Source organism: Asinibacterium sp. OR53, from assembly GCF_000515315.1.
Lineage (GTDB): Bacteria > Bacteroidota > Bacteroidia > Chitinophagales > Chitinophagaceae > Sediminibacterium.
Window position 1 is genome coordinate 858,751 of sequence record NZ_KI911562.1, and the last position, 24,655, is coordinate 883,405.

The window sequence follows — 24,655 nt, forward strand, 5'->3', positions numbered from 1 at the left end:
GGTTTAGCCTTTTACAGAAGGGTTGTTTTTTTGAACTCCCTCATCCGCCACCTTCAATGGTTGCGTATCGGAAGTAATGGGCTGCCTGTTCTCGGTTATTTTCAATGCCTCATACAAACCGGAACTGATACCCATCAGTATCAGGTCATTGGAGGGAATCAATGGCATGATGGCTCTTGCATAATTGTTGAGACAGGTCATGCACGCGCCCGATGCAGGTTGCCCGGCACAAATGGCACAGGGTGGATCTATTGCCAACCTTTGCAGTACGGCGCCAATGAACCAGATACCAAACACAATGTTGAAAATGATGGTCTGGAACCGGTGAATGCTGATGCCGTTCTTGTCTGATAAAATATCGAGGAAAAAAGTATTGCCCCTATCATTCTGACTGAGGTTTGACAGGGCCGGGTTCGACTGATCGCTGACATCGATCAGCGTAGCGCCAATGGTGGTAGCTGAACTGATGCCCAGCAGGTACAATATTGAGTTATTGAAATCTGGCAGGCTTCCATGCGATCGCAAGATAATAGTAATATAGGAGGAGAATACGATAACGGTCCACCAGGCCAATTGTACTCTCGACCAACTATAAGGACGGGGCGTGGCTGTGCTGGTATCCCGCAGCATACCATATTTTTTGTCGCAGAAATAAACCAACGAGGCAAGGACAATGAAGGTGGCCCAAAAAATAAATGGATGGCTCATAGGAAGGGTTTTAGTCTTTCTTTCTACAGACGAGAAAATATACGGTCAGCTTGAAATAACCGTAGACATAGGGGAGGGGTGATCTGATTGTAATGTTAAAAAATAATCTTAAGAAAAGCAATAGCCGTGTTGACTAACTTAACTTAGTCCTGCAAAATCAACGCCATGATACCGTTTGTGAAAACCCTGTCTGTTCGCTGGGCCGACCTCGACCCCAATTTCCATGTTCGCCATAGTGTGTATTACGATTTCGGTGCCCAGCAGCGGGTAGAGATACTGGAACAGTCGGGTTTATCACTCCGGATCATGCAGGAGCAGGGCTTTGGTCCCATTATATTCAGGGAAGAATGCCTTTTCAAAAAAGAGATCAGGCTGGCCGATCAGCTCACTATTAATGCCAAAATTGCCCGTTTGAACGCTGATGCTTCTCGCTGGACCATTGTACATGAAATCGTAAATACACAAAACATCCTTTGTGCTGTATTGACGGTTGAAGGTGCCTGGCTCGATACCAAACTGCGTAAATTGGCGAATCCAACACCACAGATCGTTAGGGATGTGTTACAAGCCTTTCCAAAGGCGGCAGATTTTTCAGAAGTGTAAAAGCTGATGAATTTTTACTCTATTTCAATTCTCACAGTATAATCGTTGTTCTTGTTATCGTCGAGAAAGAGTGAGATAGCATGCTCTTTAGATGGCATGAGATGATCCCTGTCCAGGGCAAAAACAACATTTTTCTTGTTCAGTAATTGCGCAAGTTCGCCCGCTTTTTCATAACGAACATAGCCTCCATTCAATGAATTGGAAATAGCTGTGTACAACCCATTAAAGAGAGAGTCAGCCTGCTTTGCGTTGAGCCACTTGTACTCTGCACTGAAATGGTATTTTCGCTGATTGTGTATGGTATCGTTTGCCTGCTCGTAAGTATCATTCAACAGGTAACAGGAGGTGGCGTGGTTAAAACAATATTTCGATTGATAGGAAGTGGAATCATTCGGCAGTACTTCGCCGGCAATATTTTCCACCGCTTTGTTATTGTTGAAACTGAGTAACAGGTATTGGACCGTTTCCCGGAAATCCCTTGCGGTTTTTGCAGTATCTGGTTTAACGAAAGTACAAACCGGCTTGGGGCCTCCTTCTATAACAAGGGCTACTTCGTATTGATGCGTTTGCTGGGATATATAAGCGGCAAGTGTGGTCCTGTATGTCTCAAATCCGTTGAGCAGTTTTTTACTGAAGTAGGTTTGCTGAAGAAAAGTTGTATCGTCGTTGGACCGGTATTTTTGGGAATAAGCCCTGCTTCCCCAATAATAGCTCAACTGTTTCTCGTACTTACTATAAACCTTTTCCGCCTCCCGCCTCGAATCGCCTGAATAAAGTAGGCCGAACAGATCGTATTGCTTGAACATCAGGTGTTTTTTCAGCACAGTGCGGTAGCCGGGGGTCAATTGTATTTTTGAATCGTATACCAATGCTTCTTCTCTTTCCGGGCCCTTCACTAAAATGAAATTACTATCGGCCTGTTTTGTCAACTGATCAACATCAGCTAAAAAAGTCGTATCGATATCTAAATCTGCTTTCTCAAACGTGCCAATATATTCCTCGTTGTTGCGCAGGATTTTAATTTCTGCACGTTCCGGTGCGAACAGGTTCCTTACCTCCTGCGTCGTTTTATTCAACACCGTAGTTCCATTGACCGACACGATCTCATCACCCACCATGATGCCGGCCCTCGCCGCAGGTGATCCGGGGTAAACACTGGTAATAATATAACGCTTGGTGAAAGGATCTCCTTCACCTCTGCCCTGGCCATATAAAAGACCGAAAGCATTGACCTGTGCAACAGCGGTCAAATAATATAAAAAGAAAACCAGGGCGAGAACTCCTTTTTTCATACCGTTTTTCAGAAGTGCAGGTTTCGGTTGGGGGTACAATTTACATTAATTTCGTGTCTTCGATCATCTATGGATACGCTTTACATAAAAAATATGGTTTGTGACCGTTGTATCATGGCGGTCAGGCAGGAGTTGAATAAATCGGGCATCCCTTATTCCAATATTCAATTGGGTGAAATAACGCTGACCAGTTCGCCTTCCGCAGATCAACTGTTGCAACTGAAACAGGGACTGGAAGAGATAGGGTTTGAGCTGCTGGATGATAAAAAATCGAGGATCGTAGAGCAGATCAAAAATGCCATCGTGCAGCTCATACATGGCAATAAGGAAGAAGAATTCAACCTGAAGCTATCGGCCCTGCTGGCAGAAAAATTACAGCTCGACTACCATTACCTCTCTGCACTTTTTTCTTCCATTGAAGGCATTACCATTGAAAAATATGCCATCCTGCAACGCATAGAAAAAGTAAAAGAATTGCTGTTGTATGATGAGAAAAGCCTGAGCGAGATCGCTTACGAATTAGGATATAGTAGTGTACAGCATCTGTCGCAGCAGTTTAAAAAGATCACCGGTTTAACGCCTTCGCATTTCAAACAACTGAAGGAGAACAAGCGCAAACCGCTTGACAAACTCATTCCGTGAAATTATATAAACCCCGCTCCTGATTCTGTAACAACCCGGCTGTTTGCCTGTGCCAACTTTGTATAAACAAAAGTGTTGGATATGCAAACTGTTAAGGAGATTTTCCCCGTTCTCGAAATGACCTGTGCGGCCTGTGCCGTGAGTGTGGAATCGATACTCAAATCGGCAGATGGTGTACAGGACGCGGGTGTGAACTTTGCCAACCAGGATGCCTGGGTGAGCTACGATCCGCAGGTGACCAACCCGCAGAACCTGCGCAAAGCCGTTCAATCGATCGGGTATGACCTGATCATTGAAAAGGACAACCAGCAGGAGTTAAAAGAAACGGCGCAGAAAAATCATTTTCAACAAATTAAAAAAAGGTTTACCTGGTCCTTCTTCCTTTCATTGCCTGTTGTGATCATTGCCATGTTTTTCATGGATATGCCTTATGGCAACTGGATCATGCTGGTACTTTCGGCCCCGGTTGTTTTTTATCTCGGGCGTAGCTTTTTCATCAATGCCTGGAAGCAGGCCCTTCATGGTAAAGCCAATATGGATACACTGGTAGCGCTGAGCACCGGCGTTGCCTGGCTCTTCAGTGCATTCAATACCTTCTATCCCGAATTCTGGCATAGGCGCGGTATACACCCACATGTATATTATGAAGCGGCGGCCGTTGTCATCACTTTCATTTCATTGGGCAAACTGCTGGAAGAGCGCGCCAAATCGAACACTTCTTCTGCACTTAAAAAACTCATGGGGCTACAACCCAAAACGGTCACCCTCATTCAAGCCAATGGAGAGATGACCGAATTGCCGGTGAAGCAGGTACAACCAGGCAACCTGTTGTTGGTGAAGCCTGGTGAAAAAATACCGGTAGATGGCATTGTAACGGAAGGCAGTTCTTATATAGATGAAAGCATGATCAGCGGTGAGCCCATTCCCGTATTGAAACAAAAAAACGCGAAAGTTTATGCCGGTACCATCAACCAGAAGGGCAGTCTCCGTTTCTCAGCAGAAAAGGTAGGCGCCGATACTTTGCTGGCGCAGATCATTCAAATGGTGCAGGAAGCGCAGGGCAGCAAAGCACCCGTGCAAAAACTGGTAGATAAAATCGCCGGCATATTTGTACCGGTGGTCATTGGCATTGCCATATTCACTTTTGCAGCGTGGATGATCTTCGCCAAAGAGAATGCATTCACATACGGACTCTTATCGGCGGTTACTGTTTTAGTCATTGCCTGTCCCTGTGCACTCGGACTCGCCACCCCTACCGCCATTATGGTAGGTGTGGGCAAAGGCGCTGAAAACAAGATACTGATCAAAGACGCAGAAAGCCTGGAACTGGCCCATAAAGTAAACGCAGTAGTACTGGATAAAACCGGAACCATTACCGAAGGCAGTCCTTCTGTAACCGGCATTTTTTTCGACAATGAAGCCGATGCTCCTTTTCTTCAATCGTTGTTGCTGGCCATGGAAGAGCAATCGGAGCATCCGCTGGCAGAAGCCATCACAGCTTATCTGCGGGCAGCGGGTATTTCGGCAGTATCACTGAACGGAATAGAAAGCCTCACGGGTAAAGGTGTTAAAACAAATTACCAGGGTCATACCTACCTGGCAGGTAACGATAAACTGATGATTGAAAACGGTGTGGCAAGAACAGGCCGCCTTTACCAGCAAGCATCCGATATGCAAAAGCAGGCGCAGTCTGTAGTATTGTTTGCCCGCGGGCAACAACTGGTAGCAGTGATTGCCATTGCCGACCAGATCAAAACTTCGTCCAAAGAAGCGATTGAACAAATGCAAAGCAGGGGTATTGAAGTGTATATGCTTACAGGAGATAACCAGCAAACAGCTGCTGTTGTAGCGGCCGAAGCAGGTATCAAACATTTTAAAGCCGGCTTGCTGCCTTCCGATAAAGCTGCTTTTATAAAAGTATTACAGGAAAAAGGTAAAGTGGTTGCCATGGCGGGCGACGGCATCAACGACAGCCAGGCACTGGCGCAGGCAGATGTAGGCATTGCCATGAGCAGGGGAAGTGATATTGCTATGGATGTTGCGAAAATAACGTTGATGGGGTCCGATCTCAACAGCATTCCCCGGGCTTTACAACTTTCAAAAAGAACGGTGGCCACGATCCGGCAAAACCTGTTCTGGGCCTTTATCTATAACATCATTGGTATACCGTTGGCGGCCGGTGTGTTGTTCCCGGTGAACGGGTTCCTGCTGAACCCCATGATTGCCGGCGCCGCTATGGCGTTGAGCAGCATCAGCGTGGTAAGCAACAGCCTGCGGCTTAAACTGACCAAACTTTCTTAATCCTATCATTCACCATTAAAAGATCCATCATGGAAACTTTACAGTTCAAAACAAACATCAAATGTTCCGGTTGTGTTTCAAAAGCAACCCCTTTTCTTAACAATACCGCAGGAGCCAACAACTGGTCGGTAGACGTTCAAAGCAACGATAAAGTGTTAACGGTAGTAAAAGAGGGCATAGCATCTTCCGACGCGATCATTCAATCGCTGGCAGAGGCAGGCTTCCAGGCTCATCTGATTGGCCAGGAATAGTGTTGATAATTAACCGTTAAAATGTGAACTATTAATTACCGGTATTGTTAGGTATAGTTGGATAATTATGTATTTTAATGTAATTGTTTTACTAACCCAGCAGTATGATACCTCTACCACTTGTCACACCTGATGATAAGCGGCCGGCAAATGCCGGTTTTGCACAGGTGATGCTCAACAACCTTACAGGGCAAAGATCGTTACACGCTACCCGGTTTTTTGATGCAGGAGATATCATTTGTACGTTTGGTGCGGGCTCTGTACAAACAGAAGCCAGTTACCTCACCGTGCAAACCGGTATTAACCGGCACATTACATTGCAGCCCGAGTTCCTGCAATACATCAACCATAGCTGCGACCCGAATGTTTTTTTCAATACTACCAGCTTTGAGCTGGAGGCATTGAAACCCATTCAACCCGGCGATGAGTTGATGTTTTTTTATCCTTCTACCGAATGGAACATGGCCCAGCCCTTCGAGTGTTACTGTGGTTCAGCGCAATGCCTGCAACAGATCCGGGGTGCAGCTCATTTAACGGATGATGAACTGCGTCCGTATAAGCTCACCAATTTTATCAGGCAGCAACTGCAAAAAAGAAAGCACTAAAGACAATGCCTTCCAAGCCTTTAAAAGTGTGGGTATTGGCACCACACCTGCTTACAAATGATGCCAACATAGATTATTACTACGATTTCTCGCAAAGCATTGCTGAGTATACTGCTACTTTTGGCGCACTCAAACTCAACTGGCAGTGGCAGCCGGTGACCATGAACGATTATACAGACGTCATTGAAAAAATATACGAAGAGAGCAAAAACGGAACCCTGCCGGTGGTATTGAATTTATGCGATGGTGATGAAGTGAATGGAACACCCGGCGTATCTGTTGTAAAGCTGCTGGAAAAAAAAGGGCTGGTGTACACCGGCTCCGACGAATATTTTTATCGTGTTACCACTTCCAAGATTCCCATGAAGCAGGCTTTCGAAGCGGCAGGCGTACCCACCCCCAAATGGGAAGCCATCCGTTCTCCCAAACAAAGCATCGAGTGTATTTTTTCAAGACTGGGCAGTCCTATTATTGTAAAACCTGCCGTTTCCGGCGGCAGCATGGGTGTGGGTATCAAGAACGTAGTGAGCAGTTATGAAGAATTGAACAGCCAGGTGCAACAGATGTTTGCCGGCTATCGCGGATGGAACCTTGCTGCCGATGGCTTGCTGGCCGAATCTTTTATCAAAGGACCTGAATTCACTACGCTAATTGTTGGCTCGTGGCGGCGGCCCGATCTGTGTAAAGTGTATACCCCTGTTGAAAGGGTGTTCCATTCATCTTTACCAGACACCGAAAAATTCCTGTCGTTCGATCGCCTCTGGGAGATCTATGAAGAAGAAGCCCCCATGCCCGGCGATGACAGTTTTTATGAATACCAGGAACCCGATCAACAACTGCAGGAGCGCATCAAACAAATCAGTCTCGATGCTTATCTTGCCGTAAAGGGCACAGGATATACACGGGTAGACCTGCGTATGGACAGCCAGACCGGCAAACTTTATGTGCTGGAAGTAAATGCGCAGTGCGGATTGAGTGAAGACGAAGATTACACTTCCATCGGCGCCATTCTGCGCCTGAGTAATGAATCATTTACCGGCCTCGTCATGGAGATCATCAACGACGCATTGGAAAGAAAAAGAATTGGCAAGTGAACCAGAACCAACTACGGGTGAAAAAAGTATGCGTGCTGCAGCCCGACTACTCCACCACATCGGTCGATTACCAGTATTACGATCCGCCGCGCGATCTTTCACACCTGCTTCCGGGTGTAGAAGTAGATCATGTGTTACTGAACAAGCTCACTACTTACAAACAGTTAAAAGCTTTATCGCACAAAGGCTATGATATTTTCATCAACCTCTGCGAAGGATACCTGGAATGGGAAGTGCCTTCGATAGATGTGATCCATACATTGGAAATGCTCGACCTGCCATTCACCGGCCCGAGCAGCGCTTTATACGATCCGCCCAAAGAGCAAATGAAATATGTGGCTTATTGCGAAAGCATCAAAACACCCGAATATGTGCTGATCGAATCGGAAGCCGAAGTGGAGAAAGCTGTTGAGAAACTGCAATTCCCGCTTTTTGTAAAGCCTGCCAAAGCAGGCGACAGCCTGGGCATCGATCAGCATTCATTGGTGCATAACAAAGCAGAACTGTTGCAAAAAGTAAAAGATACCCTGGGCGAATACGAACAACTCCTCGTAGAAGAATACATAGACGGGCGCGAATTCACTGTGCTGGTAGCCGCCAACACAGATGGCATCAGCAGCACTACTTTTAAACCCGTAGAGTTCATCTTCCCCGAAGGGTACCGTTTCAAGACCTACCAGCTCAAAACTTCCGAACTACACCCCGAAGCCAATATACCCTGTAACGACCCCGATATTGAACAACGTTTACGCCATGCCGCCCAGCGTATTTTCAAAACATTCAACGGGGTGGGATATGCCCGGCTCGATTTCAGGATGAATGAGAAAAGAGAATTGTATTTCCTGGAGATCAATTTTACCTGCTCTGTTTTTTACCAGAACGGTTATGAAGGATCGGCCGATTATATCCTCCGGCACGACGGCATCGGGCAGGCGGGTTTCCTGCCGCACATCATCGCCGAAGGTTTTTCCAGGCACTTACGCTTGCAGAAAAACTACAAGGTAAGCGGCAGTGCGATTGCCGGTTTCGGCATTTATGCCGTACGTGACATAGCTGCTAATGAGTTGATTTTCACCGGGGAAGGGCGTGCTCAGCGCATTGTTACCCGCCGTTATGTCATGCAGCATTGGTCTGGTGTTGATAAAGAAATTTTTCGCCGCTATGCCTACCCGCTCAGTAATGAAGTATTTTTGCTGTGGGATGATGATCCGGCTGCATGGGCTCCGCAAAACCATAGCTGCCAACCGAACACCGCGTATGATGGTCTTAATGTAGTGGCAGTTCGCCCTATAAACAAAGGCGAAGAGCTGACCCTCGACTATGCGTCCTTCCTGGACGAACAAATGGAGCCCTTCGATTGTAGCTGTGGCGCCGACAACTGTCGTAAACGGATAACCGGTACCCCGGGAAACTCTGTTAACGAAAGGGAAAAAAACAAAAGCGCTTAAACAGTTCTCCGGCTTTCCCGTCCTATACTTACTAACCTAGCCGATTCCAGAAACAACAGCTATACTGTTATGGAATAATGACAGTATAAAAAACCTATGTTAAACAGATAGGAGGAAATCTTATGTCAAGGTTTGAAATATTAAGAAAGCTTATCATGAAGCACCGGAATCAACTGGTGCTTACCTATGTATTATTCTCGCTGGAAATGCTCGGTACTTTGCTTCGTCCTTTTTTCCTGGGTGAAGCAGTGGATGATATGATGCGTGGAAGTTACCACGGGCTGATTGTACTGTCATCCGTTCATTTCGCCTGGCTCATCATTGGTACCCTTCGGCATCGTTACGATACACGCACTTACTCTGCTATCTATACCTCATTGGTAACCAAATTCCTTTCGCGCCGGATAGAACGCTCGCATGTATCGAAGCTCAGCGCCCATTCCACCCTGGCAAGGGAATTCGTTGATTTCCTGGAATTCGACCTCGTTTATGTTATTGAAGCGGTTTACAATATCCTGGGTTCTATGGTCCTGCTGTTTTTCTACCAATCATCTGTGGTACTGCTCTGCCTCGCCATCCTGGTACCGGTAATGGCCATGAGTTATTTCTATGGCAGGAAGATGAAAAGATTCAATCGACTGAAAAACGACGAATTGGAGCAACAGGTAGACATCATTTCATCGGGCGATAAAAAGGCCATCCATAAACATTTCAATAATTTACGCTTCTGGCAAATACGTATCAGCGACCAGGAAGCCTGGAACTTTGGTATCATGGAGCTGATGGTGATGATCGTGATCGGCCTGTCGCTCTTCATCACCAATAAAGTAGCCGGCACCACTTTACTGGCCGGTAATATCATTGGTATTTACAACTATGTGTTGAAATTCGTATCAGGGCTCGATACCATTCCTTATACCGTTCAACGCTTGTCTGCATTGAATGATATCACCCGCAGAATCGAGCTGCAGTCGGACGATTTTCCCGCAGAAGCGGAAAATCCCATGCCCGGTTCTGTGCGGCTAATTAAAAAAAGGGAATACGAAAAAACTTCTTAATTTTTCTTCCACTCAATCATTGCAATACCTGGATCGGGTATAAATACTTGTTGGTTCCAGTCTCTTTCCGTACTTATTTTGCGTATGCCCGTTATTGCCGATCCGCTCAAGATACTGGAATCTGTTTTTGGTTACGAATCTTTCCGTCACAACCAGGAAAACATCATCTCGCATATATTGTCGGGCCATGATGCCATGGTATTGATGCCTACCGGCGGAGGCAAAAGCCTTTGTTACCAGGTACCCGCACTTTGTATGGATGGGGTTACCATTGTGGTGAGTCCGCTCATTGCGTTGATGAAAGACCAGGTAGACACATTGCTGCTGAACGGTATCAAAGCGGCTTTCCTGAACAGTACCCAGCACAACAGTGAGCAGGCCATTGTTTATGAACAATTGAGGAACAACGAACTCAAACTCCTTTATGTGGCACCTGAAAGATTGGTAGGCAGCGATGTGTTGTTCCTGCAATACCTGAAAAATATCAACGTTTCCCTTTTTGCAATAGATGAAGCGCATTGTATCAGTCAATGGGGGCACGACTTCCGCCCGGAATATCGTGTGCTGAACCAGTTGAAGACCGTATTCCCTCAGATACCCGTGATTGCATTGACGGCAACAGCCGATGAACTCACCAAAAACGATATCATTGAACAATTACAATTATCCAGTGCAAAAGTTTTTGAGAACAGTTTCAACCGGCCGAATATTTACTATTATGTAAAACCCAAAAAGAATTACTACCAGGAACTGGTAGCCTATTTAAAAGCGCATGCCGACGAAAGTGGCATCATTTATTGTCTCAGCAGGGCTGCTACGGAAAAGCTGGCTGAACAATTGCAGGCAGACGGGTTCAATGCGGCAGCCTATCACGCGGGGTTGGAAAAAGAAACCCGCGATGAGCGGCAGGATCTTTTTCTGAAAGACGATGTGAAGATCATAGTAGCTACCATTGCTTTTGGCATGGGCATCAATAAAAGCAACGTACGTTTTGTTGTTCACGCCGATCTTCCCAAAAACATAGAAGGATATTACCAGGAAACCGGCCGTGCCGGAAGGGATGGATTGCACAGCGAAGCCATTTTGTTCTATGGCACCGGGGATGTGATGAAGTTGAAAAACTTTGCCCAGGTAGAAGGTAATGAAGCGCAAACGCAGGTATTGCTGCAGAAGCTCGACCAGATGGTGAAGTTCTGCGAAACCAAAAATTGCCGCAGGCAATACCTCTTGCAATATTTTGGGGAAGAAGCGCCGGCTTATTGCGGCAGTTGCGATACTTGTTTGAACAAACCCGTGCTGGAAGACAGTACCGTTACGGCGCAAAAGATCCTCAGTGCCGTTGCCCGTGTGCAGGAACGGTTTGGTATGCGTTACATTACAGATTTGCTGCGCGGAAGCTATTCGGAAAAAATGAAAGAGGCGCATAAACAACTATCGGTTTATGGTATCGGCAAAGACAAATCGAAAGAAGAATGGATGCATTACATCAAGGAACTATTGCACTATGGTTATTTGCAGCAAAGCAACGGCGAGTACCCGGTGTTGCAACTGACAGATAAGAGCAGGGGCGTTTTGTTCAAGGGTGAAAAAGCTTACCTCACTGCACCGCTTACCATTACCATTGCAAAAGAGCCGGAAATATACCAGCAACTCAGTTACGAAAAAGCGTTGTTCGATGAATTAAAAAAACTGCGCAATCAACTGGCACATGAAGAAAACGTACCCGCATATATTATTTTCAGTGACAGCAGTTTGCTCGACCTCGCTACTTATCTTCCATTAACAGAAGAAGACCTGTTCAAGATGAGTGGTTTCGGTACGTATAAAGTAGAACGCTACGGCCAGCTCTTCCTGGAAAAGATACAGGATTACTGCAACGATCACCAGTTGGTTTCGCAAGTGGCGCTGAAGAAGCCCAAGAAAAAAAGAAAGTAACCGATTTATATCTTCACCGTCTTCCACTTACCCCTGCGGAACAATAATACGCTGGTAATAGTAACACAGGTTTCGGTTACTACAATAGCAATGAATACTCCTTTAGGTCCCATTTGCAAATTGATGGCCAGCAAATAGGCAAAGGGTATCTGGAATATCCAGAACCAGAACAAATTGATCCAGGTGGGTGTGCGGCTGTCACCGGCGCCGTTGAATGCATTGATCATTACCATACCCACTCCATAAAATATATATCCCAGGCTGATGATGCGCAAAGCCGTAACAGCTGTTTTGATCACTTCGGGATTGGTGTGGTTGATGAGTCCTACAAAAAATTCTGCACCTACTATAAATAATAAAGAAACGAAAGTCATGAAGAGCGCATTATAGCGGGCGGTTTTCCATACAGACTCTTCTGCCCGTCCCGGTTGTTGTGCACCCAGGTTTTGTCCCACCAGCGTGGCAGCCGCATTGCTGAGTCCCCATGCCGGCATGAGGAAGAACACGATCCATCGGAAAGCAATGGTATAACCAGCCACTGCTTCACTACCGAAATCAGCAGTGATGCGCGCCATCACCATCCAGCTGGCCGATGCTACTAAAAACTGCAGGGTAGCGGTAACCGCAATATTCATCAGCGATCTTATGATGCTCCAATCGGGTATGAAATGATGAATATGTATTTTGATGATCCCTTTTCCTTTGAATAAGCGGTACACCTGGTAACATACGCCAATGCCACGGCCTGTTGTAGTGGCCATTGCAGCGCCAGGCAGGCCAAAGAAATGGATCAGTAAAGGACAAAGGATGATGTTACAGATGTTGGCCAGCCATAGACTGCGCATGGCGATGGTAGCATCGCCCGCCCCTCTGAATATGCCATTGATAAGGAACAACAACATGATCACAATATTACCCGTTAACATGATGCGGGTATAGCGGTGGCCCATGCTCACTACCTGTGCATTGGCGCCCATCAGGGTCAATATTTTTTCGGCAAAGAAAATACCAATAAGGCTGATGATCACGCTGAGCACAAAAGCCAGCAACGCAGATTGTGCACCTGCTTTGGCTGCCCCATCGGGATTTTTCTCACCCACACGCCTGGCTACCATTGCTGTTGCGGCCATACTCAAACCAATGGCCACAGAATAAACGATCATGAGGAATGATTCTGTTAAGCCTACTGTAGCCGCCGCACCCGGGCCCAACTTTCCTACGAAAAAAATATCTACAATAGCAAATACCGACTCCATGCACATTTCCAGTATCATGGGAACGGCCAGCATGAATACGGCTTTGCGTATGCTGCCCTGGGTAAAATCCTGGTGTTCGCTTTGCAAGGCTTCTTTGAAATAAGCGACAAATCCTTTCTTAATGGTAGTATTGTTGGTTGTTGTCATCTTTTATGCGCTGGCAGGGTGAAAAGGGCACCCAAACTAAGTTTTTTTGAAAAATGCTGCCTGGAAAACAGGATAAGCGGTTGTAAATTTACCTTATCAATGAAACTGATCGTTATTACACCCGAAAATACCGTGCCGGAGGAAGCTTCGCTGGTAAATCAGTTGTTTCAACTGGGGCTCGACAGGTTACACCTGCGTAAAAAAGATTTCGGCATCGATCAATACCATGCTTACCTGCAACAAATTGATCCGGAGTATCATCATCGTATTGCAGTACACGAGCAATTCGACCTGGTGCTTACTTATCATTCACTGGGGTTGCATTGTAAGAACCATGTGCTGCACGATCAAACACAGATGAAACGGATATTGGAACTATACCCGATATCTCTTTCAGCTTCTGTACATTCCTGGCGGGAAGTGGAAGAGAACAGCTATCCGCTTAATTATGTTTTCATCAGTCCTGTTTACAATAGTATTTCTAAAAAAGGATACCAGGCATCGATTGACCTCAATTATTTGCAACCATTGAAGGATAATGCCGCAACCGATTTACCAGCAGTCGTGGCATTGGGTGGTATTACACATGCACATATTCCTGAATTGTTTCAAAAAGGATTTGATGGCGTGGCAGTATTGGGTGCTATTTGGGAAGGAGCCGATCCCCTGGCTGCTTTCAGCAAGATCAAAAATGCGATCAGTGAATGTCTTTGATGCCGTTTGCTAAACTCAGCACATGGTCAAAGCCTTTTTCTTTTAATATACTTACCGCCTTCGCGCTCCTGATACCGGATGCACAATACAATACATAAGTCTGTGCGGGATTCAGCTGTGTTGCTTGTTGAGGCAATGCAGATAAGGGTATATGCATGCCGCCGATGTGAAACAATGCCCGCTCTTCTGCTTCTCTTACATCAATCAGTTCTACCGGAGTTGTTTGATTCATTGCTTGCAATGCTTCATAAGAAATGGTATCTACAGGCAATGAAGCGCATTCGAATTCATAATTGGCTAATTGGTTGATCTGTTTGTTGCCGGCAATCGCTTCAAAACGGAACTCCTGTAGCTGCATGTTCAATGCATTGATCACCAGGAGGCGGCCCGACAAAGTCTCCCCGATTCCGGTAACGAGCTTGATCACCTCATTGGCCATGAGGGTGCCTACTATACCAGGCAATGTAGCGATCACACCAATGGTAGCGCAGTCAGGTGCTTCATCGTTTCCGGGTGGTTCGGGGAATACACAACGATAGGTTGGTCCATCACCCCAATTGAATACCGATACCTGTCCCTCGAATTTGAAAATAGAACCGAAGACTAATGGTTTGCCTGTGATCACACAAGCATCATTCACTAAATACCTGGTGGCAAAATTGTCTGAGCCATCTACAATGAGGTCGTATCCTTCAAACAAGGATATGATATTGTCTTTGGTAACTGTAATCGCATGAGCCTGTACTTTTATGAACGGGTTCAGTAAACGCATTTTTGCTGCTGCAACCTGGGCTTTGGATTGGCCGATATCTTCCCGCGTATATAACACCTGCCTTTGCAGGTTACTGGTTTCTACTTTGTCTCCATCAACAATGCCCAATGTACCGATGCCGGCAGCAGCGAGGTACTGTGCAGCAGGGCATCCTAATCCGCCTGCACCAATGAGTAATACTTTGGCCCGTTGCAGCATCAATTGACCGGCTGTACCAAACTCCGGCAATATCAGTTGCCGGCTATAACGTTCTATTTCTTCCTGTGATAACATTATGCAAAAGCTTCCCAGTCTTTCCACACGGCTTTGTACCCCTGTCGCTCAATCATACGCACTACTTCGGCCGGACTGCGGCTGTCATCTATTTCAAACTGCTCCAACGATTCTACTGCGGTTACATAACCACCCGGGTTTGTTTTAGAACCGGCGCTGATGCTGGTGATACCCAGTTGAATGATGTGATCGCGGAATTTTTCATTTTCGCGGGTCGACATTGACAACTCCACTTCTTCGTTAAAAATACGCCAGGCACAAATCAGTTGTACCAACTCTTTATCGTTCATCACCACTTTGGGTTCTATCAATCCTTCTGCAGGTCTTAACCTGGGAAAAGAGATGCTGTATTTTGTTTGCCAGTAAGTTTTCTCCAGGTATTGCAAATGCAGGGCGGTAAAAAAATTATCGGTGCGCCAGTCTTCCAGTCCAATCAAAACACCCAGTCCAATCTTATGAATACCGGCCTTGCCAAGCCTGTCGGGCGTGGCGAGGCGGTAATAGAAATTAGATTTTTTTCCTTTGGTGTGGTGCAGTTTGTAATCGTCTTTATGATAGGTTTCCTGGTATACCAGCACCGTATGTAACCCGGCATTGATGAGTGTTTCGTATTCGTCTTGCTCCAGCGGCTGCACTTCCATCGACACATTGGCAAACTGTTGTTTCAATAAAGTAATAGCATTTTTCAGGTAATCAACACCTACGGTTCTGTTGGCTTCACCGGTAACGAGCAGTACGTGTTCAAATCCTTGTTGCTTCAGGTAATCGGCCTCCTGCTGAATCTCGGAAGACGATAACGTTTTGCGTGGTATCTGGTTATGCAGACTGAACCCGCAATACGTGCATATATTCTGGCATTCGTTCGAAAGATATAAAGGAATATACAATTGCAATGTTTTGCCAAAACGCTTTTGTGTAAGGCGATGGCTCAGCATGGCCATCTCTTCAAGATACGGCATGGCTGCGGGAGAGATCAATGCTTTGAAATCTTCCAGGTTGCGTTTGTTTTTGCGCAAAGCAGCTTCCACATCAGCCGCTGTTTTACAGTAGATGCTTTGCTTTATCTCATCCCACTGGTATTGATCGAATAGCTCCTGGAACATAGGGGTTGTTTAGAGTTCTGCTAAAAATTGTGTGAACGGGCTGCTGGCGTGTGCATGATCGCTCACTGCACCCAAACCTGCCAACCACGCCTTTCTTCCTGATTCTACCCCTTGCCTAAAGGCAAGGGCCATAGTTATGGGGTCTCCGGAGACGGCGATGGCGGTGTTTACAAGAACAGCGTCAGCACCTAACTCCATAGCAGCGGCAGCATGACTGGGGGCGCCTATTCCTGCATCTACGATCACGGGTACATTGCTTTGTTCAATGATGATCTGCAGGAAATCGATCGTTTTCAATCCTTTGTTACTGCCAATGGGCGAACCTAGCGGCATTACAGCTGCAACACCTACTTCTTCGAGCCGCTTGCACAGCACCGGATCGGCATGGATATAGGGTAATACAATGAAGCCGAGTTTCACCAGTTCTGCCGCTGCTTCCAGCGTTTCAACGGGGTCGGGCAACAGGTATTTGGGATCAGGATGGATCTCGAGTTTGAGCCAATTCGTCTCCAACGCTTCCCTGGCCATTTGCGCGGCGAACACTGCTTCTTTTGCATTGCGCACACCCGATGTATTGGGCAGTAAGTGTATGGAAGGATGACGAAGATGTTTCAATATATCATCATCATCGTCTTTTTCTATGCGTTTCAACGCCATCGTTACCAATTCAGTTCCGGAAGCAAGCAAAGCTTCTTCCATCAACTGGTGGTTACCGAATTTGCCGGTTCCTGTAATGAGGCGACTGTTGAATGATTGTCCGCCTATGATCAATGCATCTTTCATCTCAAACGGTTTTAATGGTATGATGGTTACACAACTCAACAAATGCGCGCGCGACTTTTTTCACTTTCGGGGCCTGTGAAATAGCAGCGGAAACAGCAACACCATGCAAACCCGTTTCCAGTAAAAGCGGCACGTCTTCTGCACAGATACCGCCGATACCCACCACGGGTGGAATAACCAATCCTTCCTGTATCAATTGTTCAAAAAGGGTGTGATAGCCTTGCAATCCTAATACAGGACTCAGTTTTTCTTTGGTAGTGGTGAAACGATAAGGACCTAATCCAATATAGTCCGCCGGACCTTTGGCAATCTTCCGCAGGTCTTCCAGTGTGTTGGCCGTGCATCCTATGATATAATCATTGCCCAGGATGGCCCTGGCTTTCGACAGTGGCATGTCTTCCTTTCCTATATGCACGCCATCGGCACCAATATCCAACGCCAGCGATACATTGTCGTTGATGATCAGTTTTGCCTGGTGCTCACGACAAACAGCAAGTACATCCAATGCTGTTGTTTTGTAAGCTTCATAAGTAATATTTTTCAGCCGCAACTGTATCCAGTCAACACCGGCTTCGCAGGCCATACGTGCCAGGTCGGCAGATGTGGTGATGTATTGTAGTTTACTGATTTGTTTCATGATGAACCGGGTATTGATGATATCCTAACAATGTTTGATTGCTGGATAAAAATAAATGTGTGTACCTGCCGGCATTTTCTGCTGCTGTTGGCAGGTCTTTTCCCAAAGCAAGTTGCGTGGCCAATGCAGCAGATAATACGCAGCCGCTTCCGTGTTTTTCGCCGTGGGCGATCCTGGGTTGCTGGTAAGTATAAGTTGTGCGCTCTACATACAATGTATCGGTAGCCATGACTTCTGTTGCATGTCCGCCTTTCAGGTAAATGGCGCAGTATTCACTGCTCTCCAGTAATTGTTGGTGCAATGCTGCTCCTTCACCAAAAAGTTGTTCCGCTTCAGGGATATTGGGTGTAATAACGCTGATCTGTTTCATCACTGCTTGTAATCGTTTCTTGTCTATGCGATCATGAAAAGAGAACCCTGCACTCGCTTTCAATATAGGATCCCAGGTAATGACGGCACCGGCATGATGTGCTTGGATGAAAACAACCAGTTCTTCCAGTACTTCGAGGCTTTCGATGAGTCCGATCTTGTAATGATGTGTTTGAAATCTTTTGAACAAAACGCTCATTTGTTCTTTGATCGTTTCAACCGGTATCCACGCTGTCTTTTCAAAAGCGATATCGTTCTGGAATGTATTGGCCGATAATACACCCAATCCATATCCTCCATTGGCTTCAATGGTTTTGATATCGGCCAGTATGCCGGCCCCGCCGCTGGGGTCGAAGCCTGCAATACTCAATACATATGGTCGGGTTGTTTTCAAAACAATTATATATAGATCTCAGATCCCTGCTCTTTGAATTCTTTGGCCTTCTCTTCCATACCGGTTGCTACTTCCAGCCCTTGTTTTGCTGCGTCCCTGATATCCTGTGTAATCTTCATGGAGCAGAAATGCGGACCGCACATGGAACAGAAATGAGCCAGCTTGGCGCCCTCAGCTGGCAATGTTTCGTCGTGGAAACTGCGTGCCGTATCGGGATCGAGTGAAAGATTGAACTGGTCTTCCCAACGGAATTCGAACCTCGCTTTGCTGAGTGCATTATCCCTGTATTGTGCACCGGGATGGCCTTTGGCCAGATCGGCTGCATGAGCGGCAATCTTGTAAGCGATCACGCCGTCCTTCACATCTTTTTTATTGGGTAAGCCTAAGTGTTCTTTGGGTGTTACATAACAAAGCATGGCCGTACCGTACCATCCGATCATCGCTGCACCAATAGCAGATGTAATATGATCATAACCGGGTGCGATATCGGTAGTCAATGGTCCCAGTGTATAAAATGGCGCTTCGTGGCATTCTTTCAATTGTTTGTCCATGTTCTCTTTGATGAGGTGCATGGGTATATGACCCGGGCCTTCGATCATCACCTGTACATCGTGTTTCCAGGCGATCTTGGTGAGTTCTCCTAAAGTTTCCAATTCGGCAAACTGCGCAGCATCATTGGCATCGGCAATAGAGCCGGGGCGCAATCCATCTCCCAATGAAAAACTTACATCATACGCTTTCATGATCTCACAGATCTCTTCGAAATGTGTGTAGAGGAAATTTTCTTTGTGATGTGCCAGGCACCATTTGGCCAGTATGCTACCTCCGCGTGAAACAATGCCGGTAGTACGGTTGGCTGTGAGCGGAATATAACGCAGCAGCACGCCTGCATGGATAGTAAAATAATCCACGCCTTGCTCGGCTTGTTCTATCAAAGTGTCTTTGAAAATTTCCCAGGTAAGGTCTTCGGCCTTTCCATTCACTTTTTCCAGCGCCTGGTAAATTGGAACGGTTCCTACAGGCACAGGGCAGTTACGAATGATCCATTCCCTTGTTTCATGGATGTTCTTGCCGGTAGAGAGATCCATCAGCGTATCGCCACCCCAGCGGCAACTCCAAACTGCTTTGTCAACTTCTTCCTCGATAGAAGAGGTAACGGCAGAATTGCCAATATTCGTATTGATCTTCACCAGGAAGTTACGCCCGATGATCATAGGTTCTGCTTCCGGGTGATTGATATTAGACGGGATGATGGCGCGACCGGCCGCTACTTCATCCCGCACAAATTCGGGTGTGATCTTTTTCAGCGGCGTATTAGCGCCGAAACCGTCTCCGGGATGTTGGTGATTGTTGACATCATGCTGGTTGATCGCATCGATGCGCTGGTTTTCACGGATAGCAATGTATTCCATCTCCGGGGTGATGATGCCCTGCTTTGCATAATGCAATTGGGTAACATTTTTTCCTTTGATGGCTTTGTATGGTTTTTCGATGTGTTCGAACTGAAGCGGTTTTAGTTTTTCATCATTCAACCGCTGGTTGCTGTAGGCAGAAGAAAAAGCATCCTGCTTTTCTACGTCGTTCCTGTTGATGATCCAGGATTCGCGCAGCCTGGGCAAACCCTTGCGCAGGTCGATGGAAACGGAAGGATCGGTATACGGACCGCTCGTGTCGTATACAGTTACCGGTGCATTGGCAACGGTTTCTTCTTTTCCAAATGAATGATTCACCGTATCGCCTACGGTTATTTCGCGCATGGCCACCTGGATGTTGTGCAGTTTGCCCGGCACATAAATTTTGCGTGAGCCGGTGAGCGGCGTGCGAACGATCAGGTCGTCCTGCGAAACGGGTGTTTTGTCTTTTTTCATGGTTGTATTTTTATCCGCCCTGTGAAGCGCGTATTAAGACCAGGGAGTCGTTGGGTTGTAATGAATGAGTGGACCAGTTTTCCTTTTTGACGATGGTATTGTTTACAGCAACCGCCACACCATTGAACGATTGTACCTGTATGGATTGCAGTGCCTGCAACACCGTAGCGTGCTCAGGAAGATCCTGTTGTTGATTATTGACAGAAACAATCATACCACAGATTAAGAATGAAACAATAAGGAACGGGTACTTTAAGGGAGAAAATAAGAGATGCTGAGCATCGGTTACTTTTTCCTGCGCAGGCATTATCCTGATCAGGTGCGAGGGTATGATCTCAGCCTTTCTTGTCGGCACCCCTAAAGCAGAACGAAAGTAAGACAGTTATCGGATTTACGCCGGATAAATTTTTAATCCGCCATTGGCCAATGCGTAATGCCTGCGGCTTTTGTATAATATTTTCAAAATTGGTAAATTTGGATAACTGGCAAAGCACCCGGATACTGACAGATGTAATAAAAATGAATTTTGTTTCTGAATTTGGAAACCTTTTAAACGTCTAGTATGCCTAATAACCTAAAATCAAAACTGTCGCATTTTTTCACTTTACAAGTGGCCAATCGTGTTTTAATGGGATTAGGGAATTTGATGACCCCTTTTTCAAAAGTGAGCAGCAAACCCATCCTGCCAAAAGAAGAATTTCCCTGGGCAAAAATTCTGGAAGACAATTGGGAGAACATCCAGGCGGAGGTACACGCCCTGCTGGCTAACCAGAGCGATCTTCCCAATATCCAGGATATACAACCTGCTGAATCGTTGCTCACGACCGATAATAAATGGAAAACTTTTTTCCTGCAGGGCTTCGGACATAAAGCAGAAAAGAATCGCGAGCGCTGTCCGGCTACTGCTAAGGTGTTGGATCAGATCCCCGATTTGCTGACCGGATTTTTTTCCATCCTTCATCCGGGCAAACATATTCCTGCGCACAAGGGCATCTTTAAAGGAATTGTAAGAACCCATCTCGGATTGATCATTCCGGGCAAACCCGGTGAGTGCCGCATGCGTGTGGACAAAGAGTATATTCACTGGGAGCAGGGTAAAGCCGTTTTCTTTGACGATACGTATAACCACGAAGTATGGAATGACTCAGACGGCATCCGTGTGGTGTTATTGATCGATACCAAACGCCCTTACAGCAAAATAGGAGAGCGCATCAACAACTTTGTGATCAACGGCATTACAAATTCCGTTTATGTAAAAGACGCGTTGAAGAAGAACGAGGATTGGGAGAAAATGTATTATAAGGTACTGGCTTAACTGTGAAAATCTTAATTTAGCATCCCTGAATGAGATCATCATTGGTTTCGGGATGTAGCGCAGCCCGGTAGCGCGCTTCGTTCGGGACGAAGAGGTCGCTGGTTCGAATCCAGTCATCCCGACTGAAAAGCTCTTGCAAATCAAGGGCTTTTTTCATGCCTATTCATAGCTCATATAACCCAAACTGACCATTCACCTTCAAATTGGGTCAGGAATGGGTCAGAAAAACTTCAAGGGTGTCGTTAGTGTCGCAAATGCCGATGGCCGCATAAGACTACGTTGGAGATACCAAGCACACCGTTACTCATTAAGCCTTTATAAGTACAGCAAGCAAAACCTTTTACAAGCCAAGAAAACAGCCCTGCAAATCGAGCAGGATATGTTAAATGAGCAGTTCGACTATTCGCTCAACAAATATCGGGGTGTGCAGGATATATCACCTCGCACAGAAAAAACCATTACCGAATTTTTCGAGGAATGGACTACTGTTTACCGACAGATGGACTGTGAAAAGAACGTTCATTACAACGCTATGAGAAATACCATGAAAAGATGGGGACAGTTCAACGAAAAAACAGCCCTTCTCAAACTGAATCAGGAAACCTTTGGAGCAAGAACCTACAATGAACGTCTTACTATGCTCAAATCCTTTGCTGGGTGGCTTGTAAAGGCTCAAATCTGGTCTCATAACCCGTTTGCAGACGTTAACAGGAAAAAAGTGAAGAAAGCCAAAAATCCAACCAGAAAGCCTTTCACAGAAGAAGAAATATCGAAGATATTAAATGCTATTAGGTATGATACTTTTAGTCCGAAAAGTTCAAGATATAAGCACTCTCATTATTACCCATTCGTATACTTCATCTTCAAAACGGGTGTGAGGAATGCAGAAGCTATCGGTCTACGAGTGGGAAGTGTGAATGTAGTAAATAAGACCATTGCCATTAAAGAAGTGATGGCACGCTCCTTGGTAAGTACGAGTTCTGCACAAAGGATAAGAAAGGAAACGAAGAACGGAAAGGAGCGGTATTTGCCATTGACTGCTGATCTGCATTTCATTCTGCATCCATTGATTGTGGGTAGGGATAAAGATGCCTTAGTTTTCGAGTCTCCGACAGGGTTGGCTATCGATGACCATAATTTTCAAAGGCGTATTTTCAAAAACGTACTTGCAAAGTTGGGTATTGAAGAAAGGGTGCTGTATGCTTGCCGCCATACATTTGGTAGCCGTTGCATAGATGCAGGTATTACGCCTGTAATGACGGCTTTTCTGATGGGGAACAATCCTGAAACTGCATTGCGGAATTATACCCATCAGTTGAATATTCCAACGGAGTTGCCAGAAGTTTGAAAGTGTCGACTGTTTGCTACTAAGTTAAAGCTTCAATCTGCTGCGGAAGGAATACAACCCAGCAGATTGAAGTTTTAAAGACTGATGATTACCCGATCATTTCAATCATTACAGGCTACTCTTTGACTTCTTCCTGACTGCCCTGCGAAAAATTTTCTAACGGGAATCCTGAATATTCAGGATGTGCTTCGATAACACCTCGATAAAAGTTCTTTGCTTCACCACAGAAGAGCATTTGAGGGTTAAAATGAAAAAGATGATAGTCAACGCCTTTCGGCTTTTTTCCAATCCTCTTAATTACTTTGGCTTCGCTTAATTTATCAATTGCCTTCCTATAGGTATCTCTTGATTTTATCCCTAATCCCTTTTTTTGAACTTGTTCGTATTCAAGATCAATTGTATCATTCAAATGCTCAATTTCATATAAGATGTATACGAAAAGCCTCACTGCACTGTCCGATAGATTTAAAATGGTATTCCGGTTTTTGGCAGAGTTAATAACTTTTGTAAACTCGTAGTTTGGCATCTCTCGTGTATATTTGACAGACCCCTCATTAATTACACCCTTACCGAGAGTATATTGAAATTGTGAGAGAGTACTGTCTGACAAAGGGGCATTAAAATCAGCCAGATTAGGCTCAATTTGGTCAATATAATCTGCAAGAGGGTTTTTGAATACACAACTGTAGTCTCTAGTCTTTGGCTTCTTACGTGTTGCGTTTGCAGGTTTGGAAGCCCCCTTTTGCTCTGAGGTACAATTAACCTCTTTCGCCATCTTTAAAACCTTCGCCACATTGGGAGTAAGTCGTTTTTTCCTTGTCATAATGTCAAATTTTGACTTTATAAAATCGGGTTAAATACATGCTGCACAAAGGTTTCAGCGAAATGGTATCGAAGGGATATATAGGTTAGCTATATAATACCTATGTATGCAATCGACAATTTTTCTCTAAAACCATTGTAAATACAGCAATATGTAAAATTTGGATTATGTCATTTTTTGACATGATCCTGCTGGTGAAGAAGAAGCAATGCTGACGTCATTGACATTGCTCTCCTTCTGAAATCCTGCGTCTTCCTTCTGCACGGCAGCAGAAAGTAATTCTACAGGGAACTGAATAGGAAAGAGTCAGATAGTGTGTGTAAGGGGGAAATTCGGAAGAACAGATGGTGTGCGTATGGAGGACACAAATGTATGGAAAATTTCCAATGATCTTTTTTCTCAAGATATCCACCGAGTGTTAGTAGTTGATATTCCCCAGCAGGATCAAAGGTACGCCGTCTCACTCCGAGGCCGAAAAATTGCGCCAATCAGGCTTACGCCGTGCTTGGCACAATTTTGCTGTGCTTCGTTCGCGGCGCTCCGCTGCTGATGTGCACTGACGTGCACCGCAGCTCCCCCATGGCCGCCACCTGCAGGTGGCCATCGGCACTGGCACAGGTCCCGTACGTTTGCTCTGCTGGCACAGCAGCCATCGCTCATGCAAGCATGCCACGCTACGCAACCCTCGTTGTGGTCGTGCCTGCGCCTTCCTTCGTCAGGCTTCCGGCACTCCCCCCGCTGTCCACATGGCGGTAGTGGCGGCGGACGGTCGCTTTTACTTCTGTCGCTCGTTCCTCGCTTCATCATCCAAAGCTCCCTGCCAGTTAAGAGGATAAAGCGTGTGATGAACTCGAACGAACTTGTCAGGAAGTATCTCAAATAGACCAAACTCTCTCCTTGTTAATCAGCAGAACTT

Annotated in this window: 23 protein-coding genes, 1 tRNA gene and 1 riboswitch; of the genes, 13 read left to right on the top strand and 11 right to left on the bottom strand. The window is 45.8% G+C overall.

What is annotated here, in order from left to right:
* Positions 1–3: 3 nt before the first annotated feature.
* Positions 4–708, bottom strand: a complete 705-nt coding sequence (locus SEDOR53_RS0103685; RefSeq protein ID WP_157576687.1) for a hypothetical protein — start codon at positions 706–708, stop codon at positions 4–6.
* Between the two features lie 165 nt (positions 709–873).
* Between SEDOR53_RS0103685 and SEDOR53_RS0103695 the strand changes: the two genes are divergently transcribed.
* Positions 874–1,311, top strand: a complete 438-nt coding sequence (locus SEDOR53_RS0103695) for a thioesterase family protein (RefSeq protein ID WP_026768501.1) — start codon at positions 874–876, stop codon at positions 1,309–1,311.
* Between the two features lie 14 nt (positions 1,312–1,325).
* On the opposite strand, the gene SEDOR53_RS0103700 is transcribed toward SEDOR53_RS0103695, so the two are convergent.
* Positions 1,326–2,603 carry a PDZ domain-containing protein gene (locus tag SEDOR53_RS0103700; RefSeq protein ID WP_026768502.1) on the bottom strand — a complete coding sequence of 426 codons (1,278 nt, stop codon included), beginning with the start codon at positions 2,601–2,603 and terminating at the stop codon, positions 1,326–1,328.
* 114 nt (positions 2,604–2,717) lie between these two features.
* Here SEDOR53_RS0103700 and SEDOR53_RS0103705 point away from each other — a divergent pair, with 114 nt between their 5' ends.
* The 8 genes from SEDOR53_RS0103705 to recQ all read left to right on the top strand — a co-directional run bounded on the left by SEDOR53_RS0103705 (position 2,718) and on the right by recQ (position 11,937).
* On the top strand, positions 2,718–3,245 hold the full coding sequence (locus tag SEDOR53_RS0103705; RefSeq protein WP_232214712.1) for an AraC family transcriptional regulator: 528 nt from the start codon (positions 2,718–2,720) through the stop codon (positions 3,243–3,245).
* 81 nt (positions 3,246–3,326) lie between these two features.
* Positions 3,327–5,546, top strand: coding sequence for a heavy metal translocating P-type ATPase (locus SEDOR53_RS0103710; protein WP_026768504.1), 2,220 nt, complete (start codon positions 3,327–3,329; stop codon positions 5,544–5,546).
* 29 nt (positions 5,547–5,575) lie between these two features.
* Positions 5,576–5,797 (top strand): heavy-metal-associated domain-containing protein, encoded by a 222-nt coding sequence (locus SEDOR53_RS0103715; RefSeq protein ID WP_026768505.1) that lies wholly within the window; start codon positions 5,576–5,578, stop codon positions 5,795–5,797.
* A 104-nt stretch (positions 5,798–5,901) separates the two neighbouring features.
* Positions 5,902–6,402: an SET domain-containing protein-lysine N-methyltransferase gene (locus tag SEDOR53_RS0103720; RefSeq protein WP_026768506.1), complete on the top strand. Its 501-nt coding sequence runs from the start codon at positions 5,902–5,904 to the stop codon at positions 6,400–6,402.
* A 5-nt stretch (positions 6,403–6,407) separates the two neighbouring features.
* Positions 6,408–7,496, top strand: a complete 1,089-nt coding sequence (locus SEDOR53_RS0103725; protein WP_026768507.1) for a hypothetical protein — start codon at positions 6,408–6,410, stop codon at positions 7,494–7,496.
* Positions 7,493–8,944, top strand: a complete 1,452-nt coding sequence (locus tag SEDOR53_RS0103730; RefSeq protein ID WP_026768508.1) for an SET domain-containing protein-lysine N-methyltransferase — start codon at positions 7,493–7,495, stop codon at positions 8,942–8,944. The genes SEDOR53_RS0103725 and SEDOR53_RS0103730 overlap by 4 nt, the downstream gene beginning before the upstream one ends.
* 122 nt (positions 8,945–9,066) lie before the next feature.
* Complete coding sequence (locus SEDOR53_RS0103735) at positions 9,067–10,002, top strand: ABC transporter six-transmembrane domain-containing protein (protein ID WP_084220312.1); 936 nt, start codon at positions 9,067–9,069, stop codon at positions 10,000–10,002.
* Between the two features lie 84 nt (positions 10,003–10,086).
* Positions 10,087–11,937 carry a DNA helicase RecQ gene (gene recQ, locus SEDOR53_RS17060; protein ID WP_084220469.1) on the top strand — a complete coding sequence of 617 codons (1,851 nt, stop codon included), beginning with the start codon at positions 10,087–10,089 and terminating at the stop codon, positions 11,935–11,937.
* Between the two features lie 5 nt (positions 11,938–11,942).
* Here the strand turns inward: recQ and SEDOR53_RS0103745 are convergent, their stop codons facing one another.
* On the bottom strand, positions 11,943–13,340 hold the full coding sequence (locus tag SEDOR53_RS0103745; RefSeq protein ID WP_026768510.1) for an MATE family efflux transporter: 1,398 nt from the start codon (positions 13,338–13,340) through the stop codon (positions 11,943–11,945).
* A 99-nt stretch (positions 13,341–13,439) separates the two neighbouring features.
* On the opposite strand from SEDOR53_RS0103745, the gene SEDOR53_RS0103750 reads away from it, so the two are divergent.
* A complete protein-coding gene (locus SEDOR53_RS0103750) occupies positions 13,440–14,054 on the top strand; it encodes a thiamine phosphate synthase (RefSeq protein WP_037360491.1) in 615 nt (204 codons plus the stop codon).
* On the opposite strand, the gene moeB is transcribed toward SEDOR53_RS0103750, so the two are convergent.
* From moeB to thiS, 7 genes are read right to left on the bottom strand one after another with little or no spacing between them, the layout of a single operon-like run.
* Entirely contained in the window at positions 14,038–15,099 is a 1,062-nt protein-coding gene (gene moeB / locus SEDOR53_RS0103755) for a molybdopterin-synthase adenylyltransferase MoeB (RefSeq protein ID WP_026768512.1), read from the bottom strand. The genes SEDOR53_RS0103750 and moeB overlap by 17 nt on opposite strands.
* A complete protein-coding gene (gene thiH / locus SEDOR53_RS0103760) occupies positions 15,099–16,202 on the bottom strand; it encodes a 2-iminoacetate synthase ThiH (RefSeq protein ID WP_026768513.1) in 1,104 nt (367 codons plus the stop codon). The genes moeB and thiH overlap by 1 nt, the downstream gene beginning before the upstream one ends.
* A gap of 9 nt (positions 16,203–16,211) precedes the next feature.
* Entirely contained in the window at positions 16,212–16,985 is a 774-nt protein-coding gene (locus tag SEDOR53_RS0103765) for a thiazole synthase (protein ID WP_026768514.1), read from the bottom strand.
* Position 16,986: 1 nt separating this feature from the next.
* Positions 16,987–17,622, bottom strand: coding sequence for a thiamine phosphate synthase (locus SEDOR53_RS17065; RefSeq protein WP_070415554.1), 636 nt, complete (start codon positions 17,620–17,622; stop codon positions 16,987–16,989).
* Positions 17,606–18,385 (bottom strand): hydroxymethylpyrimidine/phosphomethylpyrimidine kinase, encoded by a 780-nt coding sequence (locus tag SEDOR53_RS0103775; RefSeq protein ID WP_026768515.1) that lies wholly within the window; start codon positions 18,383–18,385, stop codon positions 17,606–17,608. The genes SEDOR53_RS17065 and SEDOR53_RS0103775 overlap by 17 nt, the downstream gene beginning before the upstream one ends.
* Positions 18,386–18,390: 5 nt before the next feature.
* Complete coding sequence (gene thiC / locus SEDOR53_RS0103780; RefSeq protein WP_026768516.1) at positions 18,391–20,253, bottom strand: phosphomethylpyrimidine synthase ThiC; 1,863 nt, start codon at positions 20,251–20,253, stop codon at positions 18,391–18,393.
* A 10-nt stretch (positions 20,254–20,263) separates the two neighbouring features.
* Complete coding sequence (gene thiS, locus SEDOR53_RS0103785) at positions 20,264–20,467, bottom strand: sulfur carrier protein ThiS (RefSeq protein WP_026768517.1); 204 nt, start codon at positions 20,465–20,467, stop codon at positions 20,264–20,266.
* A 61-nt stretch (positions 20,468–20,528) separates the two neighbouring features.
* A riboswitch (TPP riboswitch) is annotated at positions 20,529–20,622 on the bottom strand.
* A gap of 193 nt (positions 20,623–20,815) precedes the next feature.
* Here thiS and SEDOR53_RS0103790 point away from each other — a divergent pair.
* From SEDOR53_RS0103790 to SEDOR53_RS0103800, 3 genes are all read left to right on the top strand, one after another.
* Complete coding sequence (locus SEDOR53_RS0103790; protein ID WP_026768518.1) at positions 20,816–21,568, top strand: aspartyl/asparaginyl beta-hydroxylase domain-containing protein; 753 nt, start codon at positions 20,816–20,818, stop codon at positions 21,566–21,568.
* A gap of 48 nt (positions 21,569–21,616) precedes the next feature.
* A tRNA-Pro gene (locus tag SEDOR53_RS0103795) sits at positions 21,617–21,690 on the top strand.
* A gap of 92 nt (positions 21,691–21,782) precedes the next feature.
* The gene (locus SEDOR53_RS0103800) at positions 21,783–22,916 is read left to right on the top strand and encodes a tyrosine-type recombinase/integrase (protein WP_026768519.1); all 1,134 of its coding nucleotides are present in this window, start codon (positions 21,783–21,785) and stop codon (positions 22,914–22,916) included.
* A gap of 115 nt (positions 22,917–23,031) precedes the next feature.
* On the opposite strand, the gene SEDOR53_RS0103805 is transcribed toward SEDOR53_RS0103800, so the two are convergent.
* A complete protein-coding gene (locus SEDOR53_RS0103805) occupies positions 23,032–23,739 on the bottom strand; it encodes a hypothetical protein (RefSeq protein WP_026768520.1) in 708 nt (235 codons plus the stop codon).
* Positions 23,740–24,655: the final 916 nt, after the last annotated feature.